This window comes from Nostoc sp., assembly GCF_036917935.1.
Classification (GTDB): Bacteria; Cyanobacteriota; Cyanobacteriia; order Cyanobacteriales; family Nostocaceae; genus Nostoc.
Genome location: NZ_JBALEL010000062.1, coordinates 25102 through 49970, shown reverse-complemented (window position 1 = coordinate 49970; position 24869 = coordinate 25102). Strand labels below are relative to the sequence as shown.

The window sequence follows — 24869 nt, the reverse complement described above, 5'->3', positions numbered from 1 at the left end:
CGGGATTCATAACTCATAATTCATAACTCCTAACCCATAACTCCTAACTATTTTAAACTCCCTACCCTATACTTCCCATTAAATCAAAGTGTTATCGGTGTGCTTGGGTATTGGATTTGTCAACCACTTTTTGAGAGTTTTCCTCAATGGTTTTTACCAGCTTGGTAACATCAGTAGTAGTTTTGACTGCTTTCGCTGGTGGAATGGCGGCAGGCCAAACTTTTATGAGTTCAGTGAAACTAGTATCGATCGCTTTGTGTGCTTCGGGATCTGCTTGAGCTACTTGACTAGAAATCCCTTTGTATAATTCATTGGCGTAAAAGACAAAACCACGGGAGTCTTGATACTCAATTGGCGCGGTTACTTTACCATTTGCGATCGCAGCGCCATATTCGGAGTTGGCTGAATCTAGTAGTTCGTTAATTACCTGTAGCGCAAATCCTGGTTTTGAGCGTTGATCTGCTGGCAAAGCTGCGATCGCTCCGTCAACTGCTTGCATTGAAGAATTAAAATTAGTTTTAACTTTGCTATCCTTCGGACTAGATTTCACTAAATCTTGCAAACTCACCAATGTTGTTTTAAATTCTTTGACTTTGCGCTCATTCAATTGTTCTTCTACATCAACGTAAATCTCCTCAACTGGATGCCCAATATGAGGTTCTGCCTGTTTCGGCTGATTCTGATCCAGCAGTTCTTTTGCTACCAAAAGATGCCCTTTCATTAAGCCTAATTTAGACATATAGTCAACATCTTTGGCCTCACCTGTGAGTACCACTTCCTGAACACCAACCTGGTCTTTAATTTGGTCGAACTGTTCTTGAGTAATTACTTTTTTAGTAACTAAATCTTCTGGGCTACCATAAGGACGACTTGCCTGGATTTTGTTCGATAAAGCCGGAACACCTAGTTTGGCTTCTAACTTATCCAATTCTGACAAGATAGCAGTGTTAATGTTAATTTTTTCTTTGCTACCGTGACCACTATGACTGTTATTACTTACCGCCTCTGTAGCTTGAGGGCTAGCAACTGGTGCTGATGGATTTTCTGCGGTTGGCGTACTACTACAGGAACTCAAGGTAACTATTAAGGCTGCTGCTGCTGTTAAACAGATATAACGAAGTTTTATCATCTTTGCTCCTCACACAAATAAAAAGGTATTAATTGAAAATTTTCAAACTATTACTAGAAAGTAGTTTGTTTGACAGATTGTCATAGATTTTACTGTTGCATATAATGATACTTTTTATCAACTATTGCCGAAAAATTTCCTGAATTAATTACGAATTACTAATAATATTGTCAAGAACGTTTAACAGGATTTTGAGAGTTGGTTTGGGCAAGTACTTCAAATTGACCCATGCAACCGTTTTCTGCGATCGCATCCTGATGAGGATGGAACATATACTTACCTGGGTAGCGAAAAGCAAATTCTAAGATGTGCCTTTCTGCGACACCCATCGTAATCACATCTGCTTTCTCGCTAGGAGTCATACTCATGCCATAGCGATAGACATCAAAGAAGTTGGCATGGAGATGAAATGTCACTGCCGGATCGTATTCAATGATGTTGAGAACATACAGCCGAATCAACTGATCTTTGTAAATGCCAATGGGATGATGCATGTAATAGTGAGGCAGACCGTTGAAGGCGTAATAATCATTATGGCTATCATCATTCACGTCATACCCACCCATCACTAGGACGATTTCATCAGCCGGGGGACGGGGAGTCGGTGGATCGATGATAAACATTCCGTACAGTCCCTTGGCTATGTGGCGGGTAACTGGTTCGATATGGCAGTGGTATAAGTGAACGCCATAAGGTTCAGCATCAAATTCATAAATTGTGGCACTACCATTCCTGATGGGGCGAACACCATCCATTTCTGCCGGATGAATGCCATGAAAATGCAAAGAGTGAGAATGTCCCGCATTATTGAGAAATAGTACCCGGATGCGATCGCCCTGTTTGGCCCGTAGCGTTGGCCCTGGTATGCGATCGTTTAAATCCCAGATGTTGTAAGAGACAGCACTATTAAGTTTTATTATGGAAGTACCAGCAGTTAACTGAAATTCCCGGATAGTCCGCCCATTTTCTTGCTTCACCGTCCCATAATCAAAATCCCTTAACATCCTCATTGGGTTAGTAACGTCGTCTGGTGCTTCTATATCGAGTGGTGGCACTTTGACTATTGACTGACTTTGTAGATTTAGCATCTGCCAAAGTCCAGCTGCACCCGTTACTCCAGCACCTGCTAGGGCCAGCTTCAATAATTGACGGCGGCTCCAAGGTTTTCCGTTACCCAGAGCGAGGTTGTTGGGCATGACATTTAGTTACGGTTAGCGCTAAAAAAGAATTGCAAAAGATTTGCAATTGCTTTTAGATAGTAGAGGAATTAATAATTATTGTCAATAATTTTCCAGTGCTTCCAAGCTGCTAGTTAACTTGTTAAATCCAGATCAAGCGAAAATCAGTTCCCGAAAACTCTCGCAAAATTTTATTAATTTTAACTGTATTTATACGCTTAGTTATGTATAAATCATATTCAGATAAAACTAACTGTTTTATACCTATTCCTGATATGCTTATTGCTTCAGCAGTACTTAGAATACAAACAATCGGTATAATAGCACCTTGGATCTGGAGGCAAGCAACAAACTGTCGCTAATCTGTAGCGTATTTAATTGGCTTAGAGATAACATAAATCGCGTTTTTTCAAGAAATTTTGAATACTTGGCAACATGAGGATTTTTAATATTTAATTTTTATCTGTTACCTTCGTGTTATCAGCGCTGAAAATGCCGTCACTGAAAACCATGTGTCATTCTTTTGTTATTTGTATGGACTTTATGTGTAGATTTCTGCATCCTGATGAGCCGATGTCAAAGGATAGTATAGTATTCACTAAAGTTGAATTACACAATACATTTGATACACACTTGTCAAATACAAAGTTGATGGTATATCTTTTTGCAATCAAGCGGCGTCATGCCCTTTGATTGATGAATTCCCCAAATTTATTATAGGAGCTCAAAAATGACTACTTTTTCTCATATTTCACTATTGCAGAAGACCGCAGTTATTACGTTATCCAAGCCTGTGCAGGTAACGCTCTATATGCTCCTATCTTCTTTAGTTATCTGGACTGTTTTGTTCTCCACCTATCCTGCGGTTCATAACACAGCACACTCAGCACGTCACCACACATTAGGCGTTGCATGTCACTAAATTATCATAATCCCAAGATTTTTTAGGTGCATGAAGTCGGGGCAATTCATGAATTGCCCCAACCTAAAAATCAGTGTTTCAGCTATTGTTTGCCGTCTCTAGATCACCTGAACTTGATTTAAGAGGATGTTTGAAAAGTCCTCTTGTCGGTAGCAAAACGTTCTAGATCCCCCTAAATCCCCCGATAAATTGGGGGACTTTGATTCCAGTTCCCCCCTTAAAAAGGGGGGTTAGGGGGGATCTGAATGTGCCTAAAGTCACAGTGAAACACTTTTCAAACAACCTCTAAGATTATGTCTGATTTATGACTAATTCTTTGACTGGAATTATTCTACTTAGTAATAATCTGGAGTAACTTTCATCCACTGCTATTAAAGTTTCAGTTGTAGCTGATTTTTAACGTCATCTGGAAAAGCTCACGAAAAACCTAACCCCTAAAAATTCAAAATCTCTCTCCTTTTAAGAGAGAGAGGTTTTCCAGATTGAGAAGTCAGCAATTGCAGAAATTACATGAGGTTCAGATTTACCATAATTTTTTATGAAAAAATATCGACTTTTTGGAGTTATCAGCGCTGTTTGCATTGTTTTGTCAGTTCTTTATTCGTTTGTGGGAAGTTCCCAAATTCCTACATCCAGAGTGCTACTTTCCACCAACCCACCTTTAGAACGTATTCTTCCCTTTGAAGCAGAGGCAGAAAAACCACAATCTCCCGTTACCCTGACTTTACAAGCGGTTGATGCTGCGGGTAAATCTTTAACAAATGCCAAAATTAGTTTACAAATTCTCACACCACAGCCTAATCATTGGTTAACAACAGATTTTCCCATTGTCGAGGGAACAAAATTGTTGCAAATGAATGCTACTGCACCTGATGGTAAGCTAGAAATTCAGCAGATTTTACCCATCCGTGGTAATTACCAACTGTTAGTTAAAGTGTCACCTTTGGTAGCAAATACTTTTGCTGCTTATGAAGAAACTTTAAATCTGAATGTCCGCGAAAATCCCATCAAATATAAATATTTTGTTGTAATCGCAGCTATTTTACTGTCACTTGGATTGTTGGGTGGTTGGGTTATTGGTGGACAAGAAGAACTACAACAAGGAGAAATCGCACCACAGTCAGTCCGCCTTTTATTAAGTGCATTGACAGTAGTGGCGATAATAACCCTAGTAGTGATCAACATTAGTGCAGAAGTTGCAGAAGCTCATGGCAGTGAACACCACTCAAATAGTCGCGAAGCCGTTGCACCATCATCTCAAAAATCTCAGGGATTGGACATTAGTCTTGACGGAGATAAAAACGCAACTGTCGGAAAACTTGCGAATTTAGCGCTACAGGTAAAAGATGCCACAACCGGACAACCGATCACAGATGTAGCGTTGCAGGTGAAAGCGATCGCCACAGAACATAATTTAACAGTCTTTGACTACAAGGGTATTCCCGACGAACAAGGTAAGTTGACATGGCTTGAACAATTTTTTGATGGTTCACCCCACACAATTGAGGTGGAAGCAACTCCTCTACCAGGATCTAACCGTCAATTTACACCAGTGAAAGTAGCGCAAGAAGTGGAAGTTGAAGCGATCGCACCACCAATTTATATCCGATTGATTGGTTTGTTCTACTTTACAGCCTTTGTCGGTATCGGTATGGCCATTGGATTGCTAATACAGCGCCGACGAACACCAAAATTCCGGGAAAATTAGTAATATCCAATGCTTTAGTGAGAATTTCAGCCAATATAACAATCTGCATTAAGTAAGTAGGCAAGAATAAATCAAACTACATTACGTAATGCCAAATTAATTAAATTGGCTTGTAGTAAGCGGCTCGATCCGCTTACTACAAATTCCCTAAATTGCTATTTTATTGTTAGTTGCTCTGATGATTGCAATGGACTTGGAATTGATTAATCCTAAACATCTAAAAAACTGATTCAAAAACTGCTACTACTATACTTCCTAAACCTGCAATCTGCGGTATAGTTCGAGATTTATGATCAACAGACAATCAATACTCGCAAAATATTTTCCTCCTATTTGGCTACGATTTTTAATCATTATTTTGTTAATACTAGGGATATTTTTTCGCTTCGCCTATCTGGATCGAAAAGTCTACTCCCATGATGAAGCTTATACCTCATTACGAATTTCTGGTTACACTAAGAATGAATTTGTTCAACAAGTGTTTAATGGGCGCGTGTTTGCTGTTGGAAATATCCAAAAATATCAACAGCCTAATTCTGAAAAAGGTTTAATCAATACAATCAACTCTTTGGCGGTGGAGGATGCCCAGCATCCTCCACTTTATTACGTGATGGTTAGATTATGGATGCAATGTTTTGGCAATTCAGTAGCGACTACGAGAAGCTTGTCAGCCATAATTAGCTTAATAGCCTTTCCTTGCATTTATTGGCTGTGCTTAGAATTATTTCAGTCATCCATAACGGCATGGGTAAGCATAGCTCTTCTAACAGTCTCGCCCTTCCATGTGCTGTACGCCCAAGAAGCAAGGGAGTTCGGTTTGTGGATGGTGACTACTTTGCTAGGGAGTGCTGTACTGCTGCGAGCAATAAGACTAGGTAGCAAGCAGCTTTGGGGGATTTATGCAGTAACAGTGGCACTAGGATTGTACACCTTTTTGTTTTCTGGGTTGCTAGCGATCGCCTACGGTATTTATGTATTTGCCATCGAACGCTTTCGATTCACCAAAACCGTTAAAGCTTATCTAATAGCAACTAGTGCCGGGTTTTTAGCTTTCGTTCCTTGGATTTTAACTGTTATTAATAGCTTGTCTGAAATTGATCGCACAACAGCCAGCGCTCAAACCAGACAATCTGTGTCAGCTTTGGCTTCTGGTTGGATTAGCAATATTAGCTGTTTTTTTGCTGATTTTTGGCGCTACGAAGCATTTTTGCCAGATTTGAATTTGCCAGTTTTGCGCTGGGGTCGATTTTTAATTCCCTTAATACTAATCTTGGTAGTATATTCATTCTTCTTTCTTTATCGTCAAGCCGGAACACGAGTTTGGTTATTTATTTTTATCTTAAGTGGAGTACCTGCTTTAGCTGTCATATTGCCTGATTTGATTATTGGAGGTAAGGTCAGTCTGCGACCTAGATATGTGATTCCATGTTATGTAGGCATTCAGCTAGCTGTTGCTTACTTGCTGGCGGCTCAAATTATTTCTTCTAAGTTAATAGCCCGCAAATTTTGGCAATTAGTAATGGTAGTAGTAATTTCCAGTGGAGTTGTATCCTGTGCCGTCAGTTCTCAAGCCGAAACATGGTGGAATAAAGGCAGCAATGCCAACCCTCAAATAGCTCGCATCATCAATAAAGCTAATGATCCACTGTTAATTAGTAGTAATTATTCTCTAAATATTGGCGATCTAATGTCTCTTATTCATCTGCTAGATCATCAAGTGCAGATGCAATTGGTAATTGAACCAACTATGCCAAATATTCCTGATAGTTTCAGGAATTTATTTTTGTATAATCCTTCTAAAAAATTTAGATATGAGCTTGAGAAGAAATACAAACTAGTCAATGTTTTCCAGTATAGTAAGCTATGGCGGCTAGAACAGAAAAATAGCTAACATTTTACTCTAGCTGGGATTCTCTTGAACTTGGTGTATTTATTAAGTAAAATTTGATTATTTTCCAGATCATAAAATTAAGATTTACTGAGAAATTAAGAAAGTAATGCTGACAAAAATTACTGTTGAAAAAATTCTTGACCGTGCCTTGATGGGATACGACTTATCTCTCGAAGAGGGAGTGGTGTTGTTACAACAAACTGACCCAGAGGCGATCGCAGCAATACGTACTACATCCGACACACTCCGCCACACACAAACAGGCGATACTGTCACCTACATCATTAACCGTAATATTAACTTTACTAATATTTGTGAGCAGCACTGTAGTTTTTGTGCTTTCCGTCGAGATGATGGTGATGCCGGTGCATACTGGTTAGATTCGGCGCAAATTTTGGAAAAAGCGACAGATGCAGTAAAACGGGGTGCGACAGAAATCTGTATGCAAGGCGGATTAAATCCACAAGCGCAGATCAACGGCAAATCTTTGTCTTATTATCTCAAAGTCGTAGAAACCATTAAACAGGAATTTCCCCAGATACATTTACATGCTTTCTCTCCCCAAGAAGTGCAATTTATCGCCAGACTTGACGGACTAGAATATGCTGATGTGATTACTGCTTTGCGCGATGCTGGTGTTGGTTCAATGCCGGGAACAGCAGCTGAAGTATTAGACGATGAAGTCAGGCGGATACTGTGTCCAGAGAAGATTGACACAGCCACTTGGCTAGAAATTGTCAGCACCGCTCACAAATTAGGCTTGCATACCACCAGCACCATGTTATCTGGGCATATTGAAACCCATGAGCAGCAAATCGGACATTTAGAAAAATTGCGATCGCTCCAAAAAATTGCCATCAATCAGGGATATCCAGCCAGGATCACAGAGTTTATTTTATTACCCTTTGTTGGCCAAGAAGCGCCCAAATCGTTACGTCGCCGTGTCGGACGCGATCAACCAGTTTTAAGTGATGCGCTGTTGTTAGGAGCTGTGGCGCGGATTTATTTAGGTAATTGGATTCCCAACCATCAGCAGAGTTGGGTAAAACTGGGGCTTGCAGGTGCGACAGAATCCTTAGCTTGGGGTTGCAACGATATCGGCGGCACATTGATGGAGGAGCATATTACCACAATGGCAGGTGCTTTAGGCGGTACGTGTATGGAAGTGGAAACCTTGCAAACTGCGATCGCTTCTTTAGAAAGACCTTACCAACAACGAGATACTCTTTATCAGAAAATTAGGAGTTAAGAAAAAATTCCTCTTCAATCTCCTTACTCTGTGTTCTCTGCGTCTCTGTGGTTAAATAAATTGCTTTTAACCGTAGAGACACAAAGAGATCGGAGAGAAAAACAGATTTTGCGAGTTCAGCTTCAACGCTTAACTGATTTGCTTGCGTTGTCTCCATAGAGAGACAGTTAACATCAAGCCCATAAAAGATAACAAGCCAAAACTCGTATTTGGCTCTGGTACTGCACTGATATCAGAAATTCCTAACCCTGGTAAATTTTTAGTACCTTCCTTCACCGCACCCTGTAATAACTCAGAATTTAACCCCAACGCATCTAGAGCCGTAACAGCTACTTGAGTTGTTTTTACCGCCTGTGTTTGGATTGTACCTTTGAGTCCAGAAGCTAAAATCCCGCTAGCAGCAATCAATCCAACATGGGTATCGTCATCTGAAAAACCCCCATGTTCAGCCCTTTTTGTACTATCTGAAATCACATATCCAGGGTTCAATTTAATAATGAAATCTGGTGTCCGGTCATCTGACAAGGGATTACCAAAGCCTGCTTGTTGTAATGCATCACCAGATAACACCTGATTAATCGCCGGATTGTTGAGATTTTTTAAAAGAGTTGTCGCAGTATCAGCTTGGCTTTGATCTGCAAGCCAAAACAACCCAATATCATCTTGTGTTGCATGATTTACGGTAATTCCAGCTTTTTCTAAAACATCTGTAAATGTGTTTTCGGAAATCAGGGTAGCTGTTCCTTGACGGGGACTTTGACCGTGTTTTGCTGTCAATACCACTAATGTTGAATCAAACAAATTTTGTTGCTTCAATGCATTAACTATGTTTCCGATACTAGCGTCTGTATGTTCTAAGGCATCAATTAATCCTGTTGAAGGTGTTCCATCAGCAGCAATCCCACCATTGCTACTAGCATCTTTCTGAGCGACGCTAAGAGCTTGAAAATTCATGCCAAAAATAGCAGGAGTTCCCGGAGTAGTAGTTCCTTGAGAATCTTTACCAGCTATTTGGTTTAAAAGCGCATTTACCTTCAAATCATCATAAGCCTCTGTAAGGCTAGTGCTTTTAGTTGTCGTTTTAAATGTGAGATTGCTAGGATTTTGGGCTGTTGATCGATCGACTAATTTGCCGTTTTCCAAAGCTACTTTAGCATTGATTTCTGGAGCATAAAAGTCATCAATACCTTTGCCTGAGGGCCCATTAGCAAGGTCATAGGCAGGATGTTTATCAATAAATGCGGTGTGTAAACCGGCATCATGAGCTACCTCAAAAATTGTATTAACATTCAGGTAGTTATGAGGATAAATCGGTTTTCCTGTGCTGTCTACTGGCAACTTACTTGAATCAATGCTACCTTTGCCAAAATCACCACCTCCACTAATAAGATTTGGGTTTTTATCAATACTTTCATCAAATAGAACTCCAGTACCAGTAGGACTCCCGATTTGACTTAATAATGAGCGACTATATGAATTGTCATAATAAACCCCTGTAGTTTTTGGACTTGCTCCTGTTAAGTAGTTCAATTCACCAGGAAAAGAATCGGAGGGTGTACTAGTAAAGGCATTAGTGTAAGTAACACCATTTGCTTGCAAATTCTTAATATTCGATAAATAAGGTTGAAGCAAAGGATCGTCGATGTCAGCATCATGTAATCCATCTACTGATAAGAGCAATACATGTTGGTAAAGGCTGGCTGCTGTTGCTGCTGAGTTATTAAATTGTAAAAATGTCTGCCCGGTTAAAATAACTGTGCTAAAAATCACTGTTTTAAAAACAGTAGGTAGATGAGAATTGCTAAATCGAGTCATCCTATTTATTTCCTTTGCTGAGAAAGTACCTTATGTATTGTTCTAGGCTTGTGGGTATTAGCAATTAATAGTTTTATAACCAAACCTAACTAAGTTGCAAAAAATTGTAGGTTGGGTGGAGGCTTTGCGTAACCCAACATCCTGATATATGTTGGGTTACGCAAAGCCTCCACCCAACAAAAGTCTACGTCTAATGCACTATTAAAGCCTAGACAGTCCACTACGTACATTTCAAAAATCAAATACTAGTCCTATAGGCTTGTGGGTATTAGCAATTAATAGTTTTATAACCAAACCTAACTAAGCTAAAACAATACAAAAATTTGTGAAACATACTTGGTTACAAAGGTATTTGGTTACTAAATAGCAAAAGTGTTAATTCCTCCATTTTTCGTTACCTCTGTTGAAGTAAACATTGAAATTAGGAATTGGTCATTTGATGAATCAGCTTGATTGGTATTACATATTTTTGATTGTTCATAGGAACATTAATTAAACTAGATTAACTTCAGGTTAAGAATAGATGATAAAACATTTAAAATTAACCTTGTAGGTAGGATAATTCTGGATCGTGTTAGAAAACCTTAATAATTTATAGGTAGAGCATTATGAGAATTTTGGTAGTTGAAGATGACGATCGCATTGCGAAGCCATTAGCCGAATTTTTAAGACGACAACACCATATTGTGGATATAACAACTGATGGCTTGGCAGCTTGGGAATGGTCGCAATCAGCATTGTATGAGCTAATTTTATTAGATTTAATGCTTCCTAAATTAGATGGAATTGCTTTATGTAAGCGTTTACGCGCTGCTTCATGTAATGTTCTGATTTTAATGCTGACGGCACGAGATACAACAGGCGAAAAAATTATCGGACTCGATGCTGGTGCTGATGATTACTTGGTTAAACCATTTGAATTAAAAGAGTTAGCAGCACGCATCAGAGCTTTAGCTAGAAGAACTCCAGAGATTCGTCCCCAGATTTTAATCCACGGTGATTTGCAACTAGACCCAGCAACTCAACAGGTTACTTATGCAGGAAAAATCTTATTATTAACTCCTAAAGAATATATGATATTAGAATATTTTTTGAGAAACCCAAATCAAGTTATTACTCGTTCGGCAATTCTTGATAAATTATGGGACTTTGATAAATCTTCGGGAGAAGGAAGTGTTAAAACTCATATTACAAACTTGCGGAATAAACTTAGAGTATCTGGAAGTTCAGAAGACTTGATTGAAAATATTTATGGCATTGGTTATCGTTTAGCACATAAGTAGAATATTAAAAATTATCACTTTTTCAAATAAAAATTAACAAATTTATGGCGGACATAATGTGTTTCAAAGAATCAGATATCGTTTATTGTTGTCTTACTTAGTTGTGTTTGCATCGCTACTGGGAATATTTGCGATCGCAGTCCGATTTGCTTTCACTCGCAGCTTGACTGAACAAATCACAGATAAACTCTTAGCTATAGGGAAAGGTGCAGCTGCAAATGTAGAATTTGAAAAAGGTCGCCTGACAGTTGAAAGTGACTTTCGTCCACAAGACTTAATTGCTTCTCATCAAGCTTTGCAATGGTTTGATACTCAAGGAAATTTGATTACCCAACAAGGAAAAACTGTTTTAACTTTACCTTTTTTACCAAACAAAATAGTACAAGTTCAGACTGGTAAAATTCCTATCCAAGCAGTAACTGTACCAATTATTGCTAGCGATAATGGTCAGCTAGTTGGGTATGTGAGGGTGAGTCAATCTTTAGAAGAATTTGATGAAACCCTCCAAAAACTAGACTTGGGATTAGGTGGTGGGATTATTATAACTTTAGTTCTGAGTAGTATTGGCGGAATTTTACTAACTCGTCAAGCAATGCAACCTATTGAGGAGAGTTTTGAAAGGCTTAAACAGTTTACTGCTGATGCTTCTCACGAACTACGCAGTCCGTTAATGGCTATCAAAATTAATGCTGAGTTACCGTTAGAATATCCAGAAGAAATTGGGCCAAAAGATGCAGAAAAGTTTCAGGCGATCGCCAACGCTACTAACCAGATGACTCGCCTCACAGAAGATTTACTGATGTTAGCACGCACTGATAAAGTTTCCAATCAAAATAGGGATACTCTCAATTTAACATCAATATTAGAGAACCTAATACAACTATATAAACCTCAAGCTGAAGGCAAAAAAATTAACTTGAAATTTCAATTAATTGCTAATCTTCAGCTAATAGGTGATTCAGTTCAATTAACGCGACTGTTTACTAATTTAATTGAAAACGCACTTTACTACACACCATCGGCAGGCGCAGTCGAAATTAAAACCAGTCGTGTCGGTTCCCAGCTTTATGTCAACGTGCAAGATACAGGCGTGGGAATAGCACCAGAGTATATCGACAAGGTTTTTGAGCGTTTTTGGCGAGCAGATCAGTCTCGTTCTTATTGGTCAGGTGGTTCTGGTTTAGGGCTGGCCATCGCCCAAGCTATTGCTCAAAATCACGGTGGATTAATTAGTGTTACGAGTCAATTAGGAGTTGGTAGTTGTTTTACTGTGCGTTTACCAACTTCTTAACAATTTGATTTTAAGTTCTCTAGCTACTTGCCATCATCATTGGTTTCGCGATCGCCATCACTAGTTTCTTTAACTTGAATACTACTCTTAGGATGAGTGGCTTCATTCTTCTCATTTTGTTGATTGGCATTTTCAGCGTAGAGAACTTTCCCATTACCAGCATCGACCTTAACATCTTGCTGACCAATTTCTACAGCATAAACTAAGTTGCCATCTTCATTTTCGAGTTTGACATTTTTTGCCTTACCTCCCACAGATGCTTCAACTGCTTGCTGTGCTTGTTGTGCTGTAATTTTAGCTAGCGGTTGCAGTTTTGCCGCTTCTTGTGCATCGTCGTTTGTTTCACCGTCACCATCACTGGCTTCAGCGACTTTGGTAGCAAGATGATGCTGACGCACAATTGCTACGAAAGATTGTGGTTGTTTTGCAGAAACAACTCTCGACAATCCAGCAAATCCCAAAGTACCAACAAAAGCTGCTACCAAAATGATTTTTGTTGAAGTCTTCATACTTGTAAAATCCCTTGAAGTCTGGGTTTGTACTTTCACAGTAGGTAATAAAAGTCAAGAAATAGTCAAGATTGGTTTGAATTCAACAAATTTAATATCAAATTATGAAATTAATTTTTAATGAGACATTTCAGCTATTTCTAGTGCCTATATTAGAAGTAAATTACTTTTTCAATAAAATCTTGACTATTTCTTGACTTTTGCTGTGTAAAGTACAATCACTCAGTAATTTCTGACAACACAGGTAACTTTAAGATGTGATGTCATCTCACTTCTATGGAAAAATCAAGAGAGAGAAAGATTATGAATAAGATTTTAAACAGGGTTCCAGAGGTGACAATTTACTTCTGGATTATTAAGGTTTTGGCAACCACAGTAGGTGAAACCGCAGCAGATTTTCTGTCAGCAACCCTGAACCTTGGTTTAGGCATTACATCTTACATTATGAGCAGCGTGTTATTGATTGCGCTGTTGAATCAGTTTAAGCTTAAACGTTATGTTCCAGCAAGTTTCTGGTTTGTAGTCGTTTTGATAAGTATCGTTGGCACACTGATCACTGATAGATTGGTAGACGAACTTGGAGTTAGTTTGGTGACAACTACTGTAATTTTTAGTATTTCCTTGTTGGTAGTTTTTGCACTCTGGTATTCCAACGAAAAAACATTAGCCATGCACTCCATAAATACAGCTAAAAGAGAGCTTTTTTATTGGGTGGCTGTTTTGTTTACGTTTGCCTTGGGCACTGCAACAGGAGACCTATTAGCAGAGTCTTTGGGACTGGGTTATGTACAATCGGCACTGATATTTGGTGCTTCAATTGCAATTATAGCGATCGCTTATTATTACTTGTGGATGAATGCAGTTTTGGCATTCTGGTTAGCTTACATCTTAACTCGTCCGCTGGGAGCATCTATAGGTGATTTACTATCCCAATCTGCTACAAATGGTGGCTTTGGTTTTGGTACTGTCGGAACCAGTATGCTTTTTATTTCTATAATCGTAAGCCTGGTTATTTACTTAAGCCTTAAGCAAAAGAAATTAGCTTTACAGCCGATTGATCGACAAGACTAATTAGCGATTGATCGCCTTCTCAACTTGGGCATTTCTCTGTTTGTGACCTAGCAATTTGGTGGTAATTTGGGATCGCAGCAACAGTCAGCATTCTCTATCTACGATGACTTACTATTTTTTATTGTGAAAAAGAAATGAACAAAGTTGCAAAAGTCACAATTTCCTTTTGGATCATGAAGATCATCGCCACGACGCTCGGCGAGACGGCAGGTGACTTCATCTCAATGTCTCTTGGACTGGGGTATTACGTAGCCTTTGCCGTAACGTTCACCATTCTGGCTATTCTCCTGTTTTTCCAAATTCAATCCGACAGATATCGTCCAGCCCTTTATTGGGCAGCCATCATCGCTACAACCACAGCTGGAACCGAAGTTTCAGACTTGATGGATCGATCTTTTGGGCTGGGCTACGCAGTGGGATCGCTTATTCTGGTAGCCGGTCTTCTGAGCGTTCTTAGCATCTGGTACTACCGCGATCGGGATCTGAGTGTTTATCCGATCATCAGGAAAGATGCAGAGACGACCTATTGGCTGGCTGTCGTGTTCTCCAACAGTTTGGGAACCGCTTTTGGTGACTTTCTGACAAGTAACTTGGGACTGAGCTATATCCAGGGCGCATTTGTGACAGCCAGCGTCATTGGTGTTGTCATTGCCCTTCACTACGTAACAAAGTTGAGCGATATCCTCCTATTCTGGCTCGCGTTCATCTTCACACGTCCCTTCGGAGCCACCTTCGGAGATTTTCTCACCAAACCAGTCAAAAGTGGCGGTCTATCACTGCCAAGGGAATATGCTTCAGCGATCGCCTTTATCCTGCTGGCAGTTGTCCTATTCTTTTCCGTCCGAAAGGAGAGAAAAGTACGTCACCCAATTGAGTGATGCGTTTCAGCAGATAAAGGTGGTCTCAATTTTGGTACTATCGGCTCATCTATAAGTTCTTCTATCGATACTTGGAGTCTGTATCCTGTTCACTGCTCTAAAGCAGAGAAGACTAATGTAGTTACGCCTTCTAACGATGATTAACATTAAAGTATGCTTCGACAAGTTTCTAATTTATGGTTGCGTCATATACATCCTCGTTTAGCTCCCTTAATTACCACAATTGGTATTATTGGACTTGCTAGTTGTCTGCTCATTCTTTTTGTTTTAGCAAAACTGGCTGAAGAGGTTTTGGAGCAAGAAGCTTTTAAATTTGATACTATTTTTCTGTTATGGCTACATCAGTTCGCCAATCCAAACTTAGATAATTTAATGCTGTTTATTACAAATCTTGGTAATCCTAGTACAGTAGTTCTAGTTGCAGTAGTTACTATTTTGTTACTTTGGTGGCGACGTTACCAAGAAGAAGCGAAAGTTTTTGTACTTGCTTGTTTGGGAGGATTAATTTTAAATACAGGGCTAAAGTTGTTTTTTTCTAAACCTCGCCCTGAACTCTGGCATCGCTTGATTTCTGAAAAATCTTTTAGTTTTCCTAGTGGTCATGCACTAGGTTCTATGGTGCTTTATGGTTTTATTGCTTACGAATTGGCAACTCACTATCCTCATTTTGCCAAAGTTATTTACAGTTTGACAGTTATTTTAATTGCTGCTATTGGTATCAGCCGCTTATATTTAGGAGTTCATTGGCCTACAGACATAATTGCAGGTTATGGAGTCGGTTTTTTGTGGCTGATGATATGTATTACGATGCTGAAATTGCAAAGATTACGTAGAGAAAGTTAGTTGATTAAATCCGATCAACCTCTAATTCTATGACTTCGCAGAGAAAATATAGCGATGATAATTGTCCAATCAGATTTTTTAATCACCTGATTTTTTGCCCAGGATGCTTGTAAATGAGCGTCTTTTGGGGAATCAAACACCCCTGCTCCCTACTCCCCACTCCCTACTGCTCACTCAATTGATCCCCAAGTTACCAATCCAAGATAGGATGGACGTTGATTTACGTATTCTTTTACTTAATGCATATGAAGCGCTATTGGTCGCGTTTGCTTGCGCTGGTTTTGGTTGTAGCTATCGGCTTAATGGGTTGTTCTGGCAGTCCAGATAGTTTGACTGGGGATTATCGTCAAGACACCTTAGCTGTGGTCAATATTATGAGACAAGCTCTGGATATTTCACAAGATTCACCAGACAAAGCAGCAGTTCAAGCAGAAGCGCGTCAAAAAATTAATGACTTTTCAGCTCGCTACCAGCGGGTTAACTCTGTTTCTGGTCTTGGCTCGTTTACAACCATACGAACAGCCCTCAATTCCTTAGCTGGATACTACAGTTCTTACCCAAATCGTCCCCTACCCGAAAAACTCAAAAATCGTCTAGACAAAGAGTTGCAGCAGGTAGAGGCGGCGTTGAAACGTGGCGGTTAGCAATTAACTATTGCCTACTCCATCATCAATAGTCAGGAGTCAAAACTTTTGACTCCTGACTATTTTGTTTGTCAACTTTATTAATCCTGAGTTTGAAACTTTCAGCTAAACTTATCGACACTCTCCTAGCTAAAAGCCAATAGCTTAACCTCACCCCGATAAAGCTGTGCTTTATCTCCCCTCTTCTTAGCAAGGAGAGGAGTTAGGGGTGAGGTTTTTATATGTACTTCATGCACCGGGAAGGGCTATAAAAGAATACGGCAACGGAAATAGACCTTTGGAAGTCTTGAAAAAATAGGTTTTAAAACCCTTAGTATTTAACTATATAATTCGATACACCTTGCCCACAATTATCTGAGTTGGGATCGATGATTATCGCAAATTAAAGGGTTTAAGACCGAACGTCCGTAGTTGGAGCCACTCCGCCTCCACTCAGTTACCCTAGGGGATCTTGCTATAGTCGGAGCTTAAATCCACGTCTGAAACTCTTTTGAATTTGTTCATCTACTGGTAGGTATGTCTAACTGTCCCTTGAACGTTGCAAGATCAACATTATTTTGGCGGCGCTTGTTCGCTGCTGTTTTTACTAGTAGTTCGTTGCTCACCAACTTGGGAAGCGAACCAGCAAGGGCGCAAGTAACTGAGTATTGTCAGTTATCATCAGCGGCGGCGCAAGAAAAAGAAAACTTACGTTTGTCAGCCCTAAAAGGCAAACAAGATGCTCAAACGCGCTACCAAAGCATAGTACAAGAACAGGCGCAGAAATTAAAGGAATGTCGCACTCGGACTTGGCCGCAAACCCAAGCCATTTGGTTACGCTTGTATCCCTGCGACATTCAGCCAGGAATAATCGATCAGATTATGGATCGGATTGTTAATCGTGGCTATAACCAAGTTTATTTAGAAGTATTTTACGATGGGCAGGTATTATTACCAGCAAAAGCTAACCCGACGGTTTGGCCTGCTGTGATTCGCACCCCAGGAGCAGAAAACATCGATATACTTGCCACGGCAATTAAAAAAGGTCGGCAACGTGGTTTGAAGGTCTACGCCTGGATGTTTACCACAAATTTCGGCTATACTTACGCCCAGCGCCCAGATAGAGAAGGTGCGATCGCTCGTAATGGCAAAGGTCAAACGAGTTTATATGTGGTAGATAATGGCTCTCAACTATTTATCGACCCCTACAACCCGCAAGCAAAACGCGACTACTACCAATTGGTACAAGAAGTTTTGCGCCGTCGCCCAGATGGTTTGCTATTGGATTACGTGCGTTATCCCCGCCAAGCTGGAAGTGATTCCATCGCCACCAAAGTTTCAGATTTATGGCTATTTAGTCCCGCAACCCAAGAAGCTTTATTTAAACGGGCACAGAATTACAAAGGGCTGGACTTGATTCGCCGCTTTTTGAGTAAGGGATTCGTCAGCGCCGGAGATATCGCGGAAGTTGATAAACTTTATCCTCAAGAAGGAGAACCTCTGTGGCAAGGCCGCACTCTCCCACTAGCACAAAAGTCAATCCTGCGTACAACCGATAGACAACCACTTTTACAATGGGAGTTGTGGCAGCTTGCCGTTGCCCACGCTATGCAAGGAATTCTAGATTTTGTCACCATCGCTAGTTACCCAGCAAAACAGCAAGGTATTTCCACAGGAGTGGTGTTTTTTCCTGATGGCAACCAAACTGTCGGACAAGGGTATGATTCCCGTTTGCAACCTTGGGATCGGTTCCCTAGTACATTAGAGTGGCATCCTATGGCTTATGGGAATTGCGGTAATGTTAGTTGTATCGTGTCGCAAGTGCAACGGGTTTTGAGTATGGCAAAACCGGGTACGCAGATCATCCCTGCTTTAGCTGGTCAGTGGGGAAAATCCGTCAGTAATCGTCCATCCCTAGAAGTACAAATGCAAGCACTTCGACAATTTTCCCCCCAGCTGAAGGGAGTTAGCCATTTTGCCTATTCTTGGCAATATCCTCAGAGTGATAGCGATCGCAAATTCTGTCGAGTTAAGTAGACTTCTTGCAGAAGTAGTGAAAAGGGATTGAATTTCCCTTTCAACTTTCAACTTATTAGAATCACACACTTTACAATTCATCCCAAATCTAGTAAGCACAGTCATAACTACAGCTTAAGTATGGTGTGCAGCGAGTCGTTGGAATGCCGACGGTGCTGGACTATCTGCGAGGTGCTGGCGTATCACCTCGGCACACGCACCGGGGCTTAACAACGAGGTATCAACTTCCAAGTCATAGATGCCAGGGATGTGGACTTCACGTTGCCATAACTGAACCGGATGTGGCAACGTGAAGTCGGCTGTATTTCCCACGTTCCACCCCGTGTTTTGTCGTCGTTCCATAATGATCTCGATGGGGCAGTGAACGCCTACGAACAAGACCGGCAATCCTTTCAAACGTCGGGCACTATCGGCGAGAATGCTCCGCTCGATTGCGTAGGCGTTATGGTGTCCGACATCAACCACGACATTCAGACCCAAGCGGCTGTGGGCGGCGATAGACTCATACATGGCGCTGTAGAGAATGGGAACGAGGGGTTCGATGTCCTGGCGTTCTCCGCCTGGACGCAGACCGATCCCAGGTAGGTATCGGGCGGGAGTCATTGGCATAAACCTATCGACACCCAAGTTCATCCACAGACCATCAAATGTCTCCTGGATCACTGCGACAATGCTCGACTTCCCCGATCGCGGGACACCATTTAGGATGATAATCTGTCCTAGCTCCTGTATCTGCCCCATGATCACTCCTCGTGTGCTTAATATATATAGTTAGCAGTTCCACGTTAGGGCTAAAACGTTAAACAGGCAATTGAAAGCACAAAAAATTCTTCAAAACTAGAGAGGTGAATTCAAATCATCCGAAAAACGACTTTATTACCAGAGTTTCCGCAGGTTCAGTTCACGATTGATTAAGTCCCAACTCAACTTAAAGCCAAGTCCTCTGGTGTATTACAGTTAAAAAGCATTTCGGGTTCTGCTAAGGGCAAAACTTCTACAGGATATTGCCGAAGCCACTGTTGAAACGATCGCCCCCCTTGGTTGATAAACTCTAAAAGTTGTGGCAAACAGCGACAGCGATAAAAACCACACAGAGGTTCCCAACCTTTAGGATGTTCCGCTAAAGCTGCGATCGCATTATCCGCTACACTATCAAGTCTACTTGCCCAATCTTGCAACACCTCAACCCGCAACCTCGGCAAATCACAAGCTAGCAGCAGCACCCAATCTGTCTTTACTTCAGCTAGCGCTTGAGCAAAACCAACTAGAGGCCCGTGGGCTAGAGATTCTCCAGATAAAGGCACTTCCCGAATCAACTCACAACCAGGCAAAAGGAAATCTTGATAGCGTTCTGGCCAGGGAGTGACTATATAAACAACATCAACACAGCCTTTAGCAATCCCACAAACTCGCTGCAACAACGGTACTCCTTCAATGGGAATCAAGGCTTTATCCTGACCCATGCGAGAACTCTTACCCCCTGCTAACACAATTGCGGTTAATTCGCTTCGGTTCGTCATAGTTATACATCGAATTAGTTTCTAGGGACTAGGTGCAGAATTTCCTAAGTTCCTAGCTAATTCGCTTAAAAAACTCTGCCTACCTCAGCGCCCCTATGCGTTTAAAAATCACCCTCTATTTTGACTTTTCTGGACTTGCTGCAATAAATGCTCTACATTTTCTGCTGGTGCCAGACACTTCAAACCTTGGCAAACTAACCCAACGCTTCCCTCTGGTAAATCAGATGTTATGGCAAACACAGCCGCCGGTAGATGCTTGGGGATCAAAGCGTTTATCTGCTCAGTTGTGCTGCGAATCAAGGTAGAATTACGATACCAATCCAAAGCTGTAAACAAGCTGGGACAGGCTTGGGGAGCGCGATGCATCACACTTCTAAAAGCTTTTAAACCAAGTTCCGCTAAATCCAAATAATCTAGATTATCGGTGAGTAGGGCCAGACGCACAAGGTTAGCGATCGCAATTCCATTAGCTGATGGTGTCGCATTATCTGCATAACTACGCTCTCTAACAATTAAATCTTGACTCGAATCGCTAGATGTGTTATAATAACCACCTAACTCTACACTCCAGAGAAATTCGTTGAATTCATCTTGGATAGCGATCGCTTTTTCTAGCCATTGCTTCTGCTCAGGGTTAGAAGCTTGTAAATCCAAGAGAGCTTTAATAAACAAAGCGTAATCTTCAGACTGCGCTAAAACGGTTGCTTCTCCTTGATAGTTGAGTCTCTGGAAACGCCCATCGACAAACTGATTTTTCCAGATAAAATTCGCCGCTCGTGCTGCTAATTCCAGATATAACGGTTGTTGGAAAACCCCAGCAGCCCTAGCCAGCCCAGAAATCATCAAGCTATTCCAGGCGACAATCATTTTCGTATCTGTGACTGAGGGAATGCGACCTGGCCAGTTAGTGGTTTTTGCTTCCTGATTGTTACGAGCCGGAGGGAAAGTTTCTAGGGACTCAAAATTAACGCCATAACGAGCAGTAAACAGCTTGCTCAGTGCCGTTTCTAGCGTTGCACTCAGTTGAGCTGAATGGCGTCTTTGCAAAACATTACGTCCTTCAAAGTTACCGTTAGGGGTAACAGTAAACTGCTGCTGTAATTCCGTTAATTCTTCAGGCGTTAACAGTTGTTGTAGTTCGCTGTAACTCCAGACGTAAAAAGTTCCTTCTTCTGGTTCTACCGCCGTGGCTTGGGTGAAGCTGTCGGCATCTTGAGCAGCATAGAAGTAACCTTCCGGCGCGGTCATTTCCCGCTTCAGCCATTGTACAGTACCAGCAATTGCCCTCTCAAACGCTGGCTCTTGTATTCCTGTACTCCATAAAGAAGCCAGAAACTCCACAATCTGTCCATTGTCGTAGAGCATCTTTTCAAAGTGGGGCACTGTCCAAGTCGGGTCAACAGTATAGCGATGAAAACCACCACCCACGTGGTCGTAAATGCCTCCCAGGGCTAAGTCTAGTCCTCGCTGGGTACAAACTTGCTTGCCATCGTAGCGATATTCAAAATTAAATCGAGATCCCCGCAATGCTAATTCTGTGTAGGGAATCATCGGAAAACTGTTGCCAGATTGACTAGAAGTAATTACGCGTGTGCTGGTTTCCCAACCTTGGCGGAGTAATTCATGGTCTTCAAGCTCAGTTGTTGTACCGTCTTCCAACACCGCAGACGTGAGCAGAGACTCAATAATTAAGGCTTTGCGTTGCTGTAAATCCGCTTTTTCTGTATCGTAATAACGGCGAAGTGCTTGCAACACCTGCAAAAATCCCGGACGACCATAGCGCGGGTCTACAGGGAAATAAGTGCCAGCATAAAACGGCACTAAATCTTCTGGGGAAAGAAAAATATTCAAAGGCCAACCCCCTTGACCGCTCATCATCTGCAAAGCTTGCATATAGATGCTATCGAGGTCAGGTCTTTCTTCCCTGTCTACTTTGATGGGAAGATAATTGGTATTCATGTAGTGTGCGATCGCAATATCAGAAAAAGCTTCGCCTTCCATGACAGTACACCAGTGGCAACTAGAGTAACCAATGGAGAGAAAAATCGGTTTATTTTGCGCCCTTGCAGTTGCAAGTGCTTCGTCACACCAAGGCCACCAATCAATTGGGTTTTCGGCGTGTTTGCGGAGATAGAGGCTCTTAGCTTCAGCAAGGCGATTAGTCATGATCAAACGCAAGTAGTTGCCTTCTTTGCTCAGTCTACCCTGTTCCCAGGAATCTTACTCCTTTTACCTTGTAGGGAAGGGGTTGGGGGTTAGGTCTGTATTGGATTTATTTGCGCCGACTTACACCTATGCAACTTATGAAACATTCTTATTGAAAAGATCGCAATAGCAAGCTAACAATATTTGGTGGCGTTTCTTGCATAGGTGATGCTGTCTTTGTCTGAATTAAAGTATTTGGGCTAAGTCCTGCTATCAGATGGAGCAAAAAGGTGATGATGGCGGCTTGTATAAGTTTTTCCAGCATGGCACGTCTCTCTCTGAGTGGATAGCATTTCAAGTATGACTGGTTATTCTAAATACACCTCGTACTATATACTTACTGAATCTAACAAAAATAACTTGATAATTGCTGAGGTAAATCCTAAAAAAATGTTTAAAATGTTACCGAAAATTAACATAATTCCCTAAGCAATTCGGATTTCGGTTATCGGTCTAATCACCACATCGCCAAGGTTGTGCAGCAAAGTCCGAGATATAAGATTAGCGACAATTGAAGTTTTTTGATTTATTCTTCCCTAAATCGGGATATTCTCTTAGACAGCTTTTGTCGCTAAAAAGTGCCCTTAGAGGTTGAATCTATTGCAAAAACACATTTTGCTCCTTAGTTGAATAAGACAGAATAGCCAAGATTTACTTATATCTACCTGGGAATAGTAGAGATCAGCCCCAGTTTCGTGCTGTCACCGATAAAATGTATTTAAAGTAGCCACAAACACGCTTCCATGATTCCTATCGTTATTGAACAATCGGGTCGAGGTGAACGCGCCTTTGACATCTACTCACGGCTGTTACGTGAGCGCATCATCTTTTTAGGACAACAAGTTGATAACAACATTGCTAACTTGATTGTTGCCCAACTGCTGTATTTGGATGCTGAAGACCCGGAGAAAGACATATATATGTACATCAATTCTCCCGGTGGTTCGGTGACGGCTGGTATGGGCATTTTTGACACTATGAAACATATTCGCCCTAATGTCTGTACAATTTGTACCGGATTGGCGGCGAGTATGGGCGCTTTTCTCCTCAGTGCTGGTGCTAAGGGTAAGCGGATGAGTCTACCCCATTCTCGGATTATGATTCATCAACCTCTAGGCGGCGCTCAAGGACAGGCGACTGATATTGAAATTCAGGCGCGGGAAATTCTGTACCACAAGCGGCGGCTAAATAACTATTTAGCTGAACATACTGGTCAACCAATTGAGCGGATTGCTGAAGATACTGAACGCGACTTTTTCATGTCGCCAGAGGAAGCCAAGGAATATGGTTTGATTGACCAAGTGATTGACCGTCACGCTGCCGGTAGTCGCCCAGCAGTTGCTCTTGTTAATTAATAGTCACGATTGGCAAATGGTGATTTACCACTTTTAATTCTCTAAAACCCTAAAAATAACCCCTCTTCACTTATGAAAAGGGGTTATTTTTGGAATGGGTGATCTGTTCAAGTACTTAATATTCCGCGTCAATATCCGTGGGGTATTCTACTGTACGTTGAGATTCTAGGTAGTTGAGGAATAATAGTAGTTCTTCTTTATTGACACTCCCCCCTTTTCTAAAGGGGGGAGTGTCAATGTTTCAACAGCCTACGTTATTAGTCATTAGTCCTGACAAATGACTAATGACAAATGACCAATGACAAATCAAAATCCCGCTATTGGGTCTGGCTGAGATTGGAGGTATTTGAGGAATCCGTGTAATTGTTCTTCACTTAGTAAAGTACGCCCCCGCTTACCGTATGTTTCTATCAGATATTCCCGTCCCTGTTCTGGTGTCCAGCCTAAACGCTGAAGTTCGACATCTGTTTTAGCAATGACATCCGATAAATCCACGGGTTCAGCTTTCTTCTTTCTCTTTCCTGTCACTGAAGGGGTAGCGACATCCTCTTGAGGGCTGTAACTCCGAGGTGTAAACGGTGTGACATTATTGGCAGAAATTGCTGGAAAGGTTTGATTTTCCACCTGGTTATCAAAGGTTATTTCCAAGTTTTCAACTGGAGGATCAAATTCTAGCTCCCGATGGGGAGTCACAGGAAAGTTTTGACCTAAATCTTGGCTATAGGTATCGCTTGCTAGGGGCGCAGCATTGCTGTACCCGTACTGTTCGTTACTTGTTACTACTTCTGGTTTGATATTCCGTACTCTGGAGGGTGGGATAGATATTTCTTTGTCGCTGGCCACTGGCCATTGACTACTAACAAAATCCTCATCTTTTGCAGAGGAATAGGCAGCAGGTTCATTTAACCCACCTTTGGTATTCAAGGAAGGATTTAGCTGTGCCGGGGAAATTGGATTTGAGGTCAATGCCACTGATTCTTGTGGCGCGTTTGTAATACCCAAAACTATCAGCGCCCTGGTTCTGGCTTGGTCTTCTGCTGCTTCTACTGTTTCTGCCGCTGCCATACCCGTAGCACGGGTTACGCCTTCAATATGCACGCTTGCCCGGACAATATATTTTCCTTGAAAAATTTGCACTAATTCAGAAATCAGACTACCTTTGGGATACAAGCTCTGGAATTGAGCCAACATAATACTGCTACCAATCTAAATCTTTTGGGGACTGGGGACTGAGGACTGAGGACTAGGGACTGAGGACTGGGAAAGAATTATTTTAATCCTAATCCCTAAGATCCAATCCCTAATACCCAATCCCCAGTCCCTTTTAAAGTAATATTCTTGCTTTGCCTTATGTCCTAATTG

Annotated in this window: 21 protein-coding genes; 12 read left to right on the top strand and 9 right to left on the bottom strand. The window is 41.3% G+C overall.

Annotated features, from left to right (window positions below):
- Positions 1 to 91 precede the first annotated feature (91 nt).
- Positions 92 to 1129, bottom strand: a complete 1038-nt coding sequence (locus tag V7K62_RS26855; RefSeq protein WP_334869519.1) for a helix-hairpin-helix domain-containing protein — start codon at positions 1127 to 1129, stop codon at positions 92 to 94.
- A 170-nt stretch (positions 1130 to 1299) separates the two neighbouring features.
- Entirely contained in the window at positions 1300 to 2325 is a 1026-nt protein-coding gene (locus V7K62_RS26850; protein ID WP_334869517.1) for a multicopper oxidase domain-containing protein, read from the bottom strand.
- Positions 2326 to 3037: 712 nt separating this feature from the next.
- Between V7K62_RS26850 and V7K62_RS26845 the strand changes: the two genes are divergently transcribed.
- The 4 genes from V7K62_RS26845 (at position 3038) to cofH (ending at position 8077) form a co-directional block, all read left to right on the top strand.
- Positions 3038 to 3229, top strand: coding sequence for a CbtB domain-containing protein (locus V7K62_RS26845; RefSeq protein ID WP_334869515.1), 192 nt, complete (start codon positions 3038 to 3040; stop codon positions 3227 to 3229).
- A 538-nt stretch (positions 3230 to 3767) separates the two neighbouring features.
- Entirely contained in the window at positions 3768 to 4937 is a 1170-nt protein-coding gene (locus V7K62_RS26840; protein ID WP_334869513.1) for a hypothetical protein, read from the top strand.
- Positions 4938 to 5226: 289 nt separating this feature from the next.
- Positions 5227 to 6828, top strand: a complete 1602-nt coding sequence (locus V7K62_RS26835; protein WP_334869511.1) for a glycosyltransferase family 39 protein — start codon at positions 5227 to 5229, stop codon at positions 6826 to 6828.
- Between the two features lie 106 nt (positions 6829 to 6934).
- The gene (gene cofH / locus V7K62_RS26830) at positions 6935 to 8077 is read left to right on the top strand and encodes a 7,8-didemethyl-8-hydroxy-5-deazariboflavin synthase subunit CofH (protein WP_442937340.1); all 1143 of its coding nucleotides are present in this window, start codon (positions 6935 to 6937) and stop codon (positions 8075 to 8077) included.
- 129 nt (positions 8078 to 8206) lie between these two features.
- Here the strand turns inward: cofH and V7K62_RS26825 are convergent, their stop codons facing one another.
- Positions 8207 to 9892: an alkaline phosphatase family protein gene (locus V7K62_RS26825; RefSeq protein WP_334869509.1), complete on the bottom strand. Its 1686-nt coding sequence runs from the start codon at positions 9890 to 9892 to the stop codon at positions 8207 to 8209.
- 608 nt (positions 9893 to 10500) lie between these two features.
- On the opposite strand from V7K62_RS26825, the gene V7K62_RS26820 reads away from it, so the two are divergent.
- Together V7K62_RS26820 and V7K62_RS26815 are read left to right on the top strand one after the other, a co-directional pair.
- Positions 10501 to 11175, top strand: coding sequence for a response regulator transcription factor (locus tag V7K62_RS26820; RefSeq protein WP_334869507.1), 675 nt, complete (start codon positions 10501 to 10503; stop codon positions 11173 to 11175).
- A 58-nt stretch (positions 11176 to 11233) separates the two neighbouring features.
- On the top strand, positions 11234 to 12466 hold the full coding sequence (locus V7K62_RS26815; protein ID WP_334869505.1) for a sensor histidine kinase: 1233 nt from the start codon (positions 11234 to 11236) through the stop codon (positions 12464 to 12466).
- Positions 12467 to 12489: 23 nt separating this feature from the next.
- Here V7K62_RS26815 and V7K62_RS26810 read toward each other — a convergent pair whose 3' ends face one another.
- Positions 12490 to 12975 (bottom strand): PepSY domain-containing protein, encoded by a 486-nt coding sequence (locus V7K62_RS26810; RefSeq protein ID WP_334869503.1) that lies wholly within the window; start codon positions 12973 to 12975, stop codon positions 12490 to 12492.
- Between the two features lie 303 nt (positions 12976 to 13278).
- On the opposite strand from V7K62_RS26810, the gene V7K62_RS26805 reads away from it, so the two are divergent.
- The 5 genes from V7K62_RS26805 to V7K62_RS26785 all read left to right on the top strand — a co-directional run bounded on the left by V7K62_RS26805 (position 13279) and on the right by V7K62_RS26785 (position 18427).
- Positions 13279 to 14046, top strand: coding sequence for a COG4705 family protein (locus tag V7K62_RS26805; protein WP_334869501.1), 768 nt, complete (start codon positions 13279 to 13281; stop codon positions 14044 to 14046).
- A 134-nt stretch (positions 14047 to 14180) separates the two neighbouring features.
- Positions 14181 to 14924, top strand: coding sequence for a COG4705 family protein (locus V7K62_RS26800; protein WP_334869499.1), 744 nt, complete (start codon positions 14181 to 14183; stop codon positions 14922 to 14924).
- Positions 14925 to 15077: 153 nt separating this feature from the next.
- Entirely contained in the window at positions 15078 to 15767 is a 690-nt protein-coding gene (locus V7K62_RS26795; RefSeq protein ID WP_334869497.1) for a phosphatase PAP2 family protein, read from the top strand.
- Between the two features lie 239 nt (positions 15768 to 16006).
- A complete protein-coding gene (gene psb27, locus V7K62_RS26790; protein ID WP_334869495.1) occupies positions 16007 to 16411 on the top strand; it encodes a photosystem II protein Psb27 in 405 nt (134 codons plus the stop codon).
- Between the two features lie 516 nt (positions 16412 to 16927).
- Positions 16928 to 18427, top strand: a complete 1500-nt coding sequence (locus tag V7K62_RS26785; RefSeq protein WP_334869493.1) for a family 10 glycosylhydrolase — start codon at positions 16928 to 16930, stop codon at positions 18425 to 18427.
- Positions 18428 to 18541: 114 nt separating this feature from the next.
- On the opposite strand, the gene V7K62_RS26780 is transcribed toward V7K62_RS26785, so the two are convergent.
- The 4 genes from V7K62_RS26780 to V7K62_RS26765 all read right to left on the bottom strand — a co-directional run bounded on the left by V7K62_RS26780 (position 18542) and on the right by V7K62_RS26765 (position 22417).
- The gene (locus V7K62_RS26780) at positions 18542 to 19168 is read right to left on the bottom strand and encodes a chloramphenicol phosphotransferase CPT family protein (RefSeq protein WP_334869491.1); all 627 of its coding nucleotides are present in this window, start codon (positions 19166 to 19168) and stop codon (positions 18542 to 18544) included.
- A 182-nt stretch (positions 19169 to 19350) separates the two neighbouring features.
- Complete coding sequence (locus V7K62_RS26775; protein WP_334869489.1) at positions 19351 to 19947, bottom strand: molybdenum cofactor guanylyltransferase; 597 nt, start codon at positions 19945 to 19947, stop codon at positions 19351 to 19353.
- Positions 19948 to 20055: 108 nt separating this feature from the next.
- A complete protein-coding gene (locus tag V7K62_RS26770) occupies positions 20056 to 22113 on the bottom strand; it encodes a thioredoxin domain-containing protein (RefSeq protein WP_334869487.1) in 2058 nt (685 codons plus the stop codon).
- 148 nt (positions 22114 to 22261) lie between these two features.
- The gene (locus V7K62_RS26765) at positions 22262 to 22417 is read right to left on the bottom strand and encodes a hypothetical protein (RefSeq protein ID WP_179065022.1); all 156 of its coding nucleotides are present in this window, start codon (positions 22415 to 22417) and stop codon (positions 22262 to 22264) included.
- A 478-nt stretch (positions 22418 to 22895) separates the two neighbouring features.
- Here V7K62_RS26765 and clpP point away from each other — a divergent pair, with 478 nt between their 5' ends.
- Complete coding sequence (gene clpP / locus V7K62_RS26760) at positions 22896 to 23507, top strand: ATP-dependent Clp endopeptidase proteolytic subunit ClpP (RefSeq protein WP_334869485.1); 612 nt, start codon at positions 22896 to 22898, stop codon at positions 23505 to 23507.
- Positions 23508 to 23813: 306 nt separating this feature from the next.
- On the opposite strand, the gene V7K62_RS26755 is transcribed toward clpP, so the two are convergent.
- A complete protein-coding gene (locus V7K62_RS26755) occupies positions 23814 to 24698 on the bottom strand; it encodes a hypothetical protein (RefSeq protein ID WP_334869482.1) in 885 nt (294 codons plus the stop codon).
- Between the last annotated feature and the right edge of the window lie 171 nt (positions 24699 to 24869).